This window comes from Streptococcus sp. GMD5S, from assembly GCF_000298715.2.
Lineage (GTDB): Bacteria > Bacillota > Bacilli > Lactobacillales > Streptococcaceae > Streptococcus.
This window is the reverse complement of record NZ_AJRG02000069.1, coordinates 1-3,647: the sequence shown is the minus strand read 5'-3', so window position 1 is coordinate 3,647 and position 3,647 is coordinate 1. Positions and strand designations below refer to the sequence as shown.

6 protein-coding genes are annotated in these 3,647 nt (G+C 39.4%); all 6 read right to left on the bottom strand.

What is annotated here, in order from left to right:
• Window positions 1-4 precede the first annotated feature (4 nt).
• Window positions 5-520, bottom strand: a complete 516-nt coding sequence (gene grpE / locus GMD5S_RS0210050; RefSeq protein ID WP_000046058.1) for a nucleotide exchange factor GrpE — start codon at window positions 518-520, stop codon at window positions 5-7.
• A 26-nt stretch (window positions 521-546) separates the two neighbouring features.
• Window positions 547-1,581 (bottom strand): heat-inducible transcriptional repressor HrcA, encoded by a 1,035-nt coding sequence (hrcA, locus tag GMD5S_RS0210045; protein WP_000255749.1) that lies wholly within the window; start codon window positions 1,579-1,581, stop codon window positions 547-549.
• A gap of 139 nt (window positions 1,582-1,720) precedes the next feature.
• Window positions 1,721-2,254 carry a DUF2812 domain-containing protein gene (locus tag GMD5S_RS0210040; protein ID WP_001086358.1) on the bottom strand — a complete coding sequence of 178 codons (534 nt, stop codon included), beginning with the start codon at window positions 2,252-2,254 and terminating at the stop codon, window positions 1,721-1,723.
• A 34-nt stretch (window positions 2,255-2,288) separates the two neighbouring features.
• Window positions 2,289-2,864 (bottom strand): DUF2812 domain-containing protein, encoded by a 576-nt coding sequence (locus tag GMD5S_RS0210035; protein ID WP_008283872.1) that lies wholly within the window; start codon window positions 2,862-2,864, stop codon window positions 2,289-2,291.
• Window positions 2,864-3,184, bottom strand: coding sequence for a PadR family transcriptional regulator (locus GMD5S_RS0210030; protein ID WP_000423991.1), 321 nt, complete (start codon window positions 3,182-3,184; stop codon window positions 2,864-2,866). The genes GMD5S_RS0210035 and GMD5S_RS0210030 overlap by 1 nt, the downstream gene beginning before the upstream one ends.
• A gap of 157 nt (window positions 3,185-3,341) precedes the next feature.
• The coding region (locus tag GMD5S_RS10345) for an SHIRT domain-containing protein (protein WP_016893901.1) at window positions 3,342-3,647 on the bottom strand (306 nt) is incomplete at its 5' end.

Sequence of the window (3,647 nt, the reverse complement as noted above, 5' to 3'; positions counted from 1 at the left end):
TAGCCTAGTTATAAACTACTACCATGGCTGGGCGTAGGATGCGGTCATGGAGTTTGTAGCCTTTTTGGAAGACCTGGGCGATGGTGTCTGCTGGGTGTTCATCGTCTGCTGGGAGAGTTTGGATGGCCATGTGATAGTTATGGTCAAATTCGCCTTCAGCTGCAATTTCTTCGATTCCTTCTTCTTTCAAAGCGTGAATCAAGCTCTCTTGCACCATCCCCAATCCTTTTTTGACGTCGTCTGTCAAACCTTCAACTGCTAGTGCACGTTCTAAGTTGTCAAGCGACGGTAAAATTGCTTTTGCCAGATCTTGGCTACGATAACGTTGCAAGTTTTGACGTTCTTCATTGGCACGGCGTTGAATATTTTGCATTTCTGCATGAGCGCGAAGGTATTTATTTTCAAACTCATCCGCGCGTTCATTTGCCAAGTCCAACTCAGACTTCTCAGGAGTTGTTTCTTCAGTTGTTTCCACAACTTCCTCTTCTTTCATTTCTTCGTTTTTTTTATCTTGGGCCATTTTCGCCTCCTTTAATGATTTCAAAATTAATTTACTTCGTAATGATTACTGCTGAGGTAGCGATAAAAATCTGTCAACTTCATGGTCAAAACACGATTGACCACATTGACTTGGTTGACCAATTGCTGATAATCTAGATTGACTGGACCGATAATCGCTAGAATTCCAAAACCTCGATAAGGAATGAGGAACTTACTGCTAATCACCGCCAAATCAGCTAGACAGGATTCCTGACTGTCTGCAACACGGACATTTTGCATTTGATCTTCATGCAGACCTTCACGAATCTCCAGAGCCACTTTTTGCGGTTGGTCAAAGAACTGATAGGCTGCTAGATTGGCAAAATTCAAGAGATTGACCTTGCCCGACATTACAATGTTTTCGTTGAACATTTCTTTAAAAATGTGTTCAAAGAGATCCATAACATTGTCCGTAGTTGTGAAGTAACGTTGGATAATCTGCGGAATCTCCGTCCGAATCTTGTAATGAATGTCCAGAACAGTGTGACCGAGAAAACGTTCCTGAATGATGCTTTTCAGTTTCAGCAAATCTTCCTGCAAGAAGTTCCTTGGAATCAGAAATTGACTAGTAACCGTTCGGGACTCGTCTAGGGTGAAAACTGCAAGAGCAGTATGTTGTCCTAGAACGACAATATCGAAGGCCGTCAGGCGCTGTCTACTCGGCTCAACATCCAGTGCTACTACCGTACAGCCACTCAAGTATGTTAGTAGATTGGCGGCCTCTTGCAGAATATCCTCCAGTTTGAAGAACTCCTGATCAAAGGCTTTGACAATCTCGTATACCTCATTTTCAGCCAGTCTGTCAAAAGCAAGCGAGTGTTTTACATAGTACTGAAATCCCGCGACACTTGGCATCCGACCGCTTGAGGTATGAGCCTTCTCAAGCAAACCCTGCTTCTCTAGAGCCGCCATGTCATTACGAATGGTAGCACTACTAGAATTGATAGACTCTTGTAGCGCCTTGGATCCGACAGGTTCGTGCGTTTTGGTAAAGATGTCAATAATCAGATTTAAAATATCCTGCTGACGCTCTGTAACCATCTCATCACTCCTCTCTGTCTGATCGATTAGCACTCTATGTACCCAAGTGCTAACTCATGATTCTATTATACACCCTTAGAAGAGAATGTCAAGATAAAAACTCAAAAAATTAGCACTCTTTTACAAAGAGTGCTAAAAATCAGTCTACAGACCTAGAAACATACTTCTCATCTACTTGGTATTTCCTTTTAAGTCTGAAAAAACCATAGATTAGATAAGAAATTAAACAAGCATATAAAACGAAAATAATAAAGAAAGACTGAGACAAGTTTTCTCGATACAAACTCATGCAAACAATAAGACCACCTGAAAAAGTGGCTATACAGGAACGAAGTCTAGACCGCATAACTTCCCATCTGAGACCCTTACTCATATAGACTTTCTCCTCTGAAAGGATATCAGAAGTTGGTTTACGAAGAATTGAACAAAAACCTGTTTCTATCAATTCCCAACCGCTATTTCTAAAATCTTGTAGTTCATGCTTATACTTTTTAAGAAATCTAGAATCATAGATATGGTAGATGACATCGTCCGGTTGACAGTGGTCAAAATAGAAAAAACCAAAACGACTAGTTCTATATCTCCAACCTTTCAAGTGCATCTCATGTAAAAATTCTTCTTCCTTGTCCAAATCAACAATGGTGAAAATCCTAAATTGTACTTTGCTATTCATTGTCTTACCTCCAAATCAGAAAACATACATGGTTTTATTTTTCAGATAATTCTTTCCACTTTTGAAACAAGCTCCAAAAAATATAAGAAATCTGAACCGCAAAAACTATCAATAAAACACAATCTATTATGACAATCAAAAACATTCCCCAACTGAAAGAACTAGCTCCACTGACAAACTTTGAGAAAACCGGTAGTAGAGCTAAAAATAGAATCAAAATAGGAAGCATCCGCAGTCTTAAAATCCGTTTGATCATAGCTAACTTCCCTGTAGCGTCATTATAGATTTCAAACTCAGTATCCGATTCAATTTCAGAATGCGCTTTTCTAAAATAGGAAAAACTATTAAAGTCTGTAATATGCTCCCAGCCACAGTCTTTAAATAGTTGTAAATAGGAGGCTCTCTCTGATTTTTTCATGGGATAAAAGTCCAACTGATAAGACACCTGCTCCGGTTGGCACTTTTCAAAGGTATACTTAACTACAAACAATAAGATAGAATAGCTTACTTTCCTAAGCTTCCAGCCCTTAGCATGCATTTCTCTAAAGTATAGAGCTTCCCTCTCATAATCCGCAATTGTAAAAATTCGATAAACAATTTTCTTTTCCATCATACTTCCTCCAAACTGTTTCTATAGAGCCGTTCAATACGTTTCAATTCAATATCTAAGACTTTGCGTCCCAAGTCTGTAATCTGATAGATTTTCCGTTTTTCCTCCTCTCGGACAAAAGAAATCAAGCCATCCTTTTCCATCTTTGACAAGGTTCCATACATAGTTCCAGGACTAATCGAAACTTGCGAATCTGTCATCTCCTTGACCTTTTGCGTAATACTATAACCATGACGTTCCTTTTGCAGACAGAACAAAATATAAAAGCCCGTTTCCGTCATCGGAAGATAGACCCGACGAACCTTATCTGTTAATTCCATTTATAGGCACCTCCTATTCAGTTCGATATATCGCACTTCGTTATATAAAATATATCACAGCTCGATATAAAATGCAAGAAAAAGAGAGAACGATTTCTCGTTCTCTCTTCTTAGACTCAGGAATTAAGAATTCAATTTCTTATTTCCTAAGAGTGGCTTAGTCTTTCTTACGAAGAACAAAAGCTGCTAGACTTGCAAAGGCAAGACCGATGATTGAAAGAAGACCAGATACTGCTGAACCCGTGTTTGGTAACAAGTTCTGATTTTGACTACTTCTTTCTTCTGGTTGACTAGTATTTCCAGAATCTTTAATTGGGGCCGGAGTGAATTCCCAGGTGCCTACGAAGTGTGCGTCTGCTCCATTGATGATTTCAGATGTCTTGTCATAAGACTTGAAGCTCCATGTGCCTTCTGCTGTCTTCACTTCTGTTTGACTTGGTTGAGTTGGAGTTACTTGGCTGCC

Coding starts and splice junctions, on each gene's coding strand:
- GMD5S_RS0210035 (WP_008283872.1), bottom strand. CDS start 2,864: ATGGAAAAGAAAATTGTTTATCGAATTTTTACAATTGCGGATTATGAG.
- hrcA (WP_000255749.1), bottom strand. CDS start 1,581: ATGGTTACAGAGCGTCAGCAGGATATTTTAAATCTGATTATTGACATC.
- GMD5S_RS0210030 (WP_000423991.1), bottom strand. CDS start 3,184: ATGGAATTAACAGATAAGGTTCGTCGGGTCTATCTTCCGATGACGGAA.
- GMD5S_RS0210040 (WP_001086358.1), bottom strand. CDS start 2,254: ATGAATAGCAAAGTACAATTTAGGATTTTCACCATTGTTGATTTGGAC.
- grpE (WP_000046058.1), bottom strand. CDS start 520: ATGGCCCAAGATAAAAAAAACGAAGAAATGAAAGAAGAGGAAGTTGTG.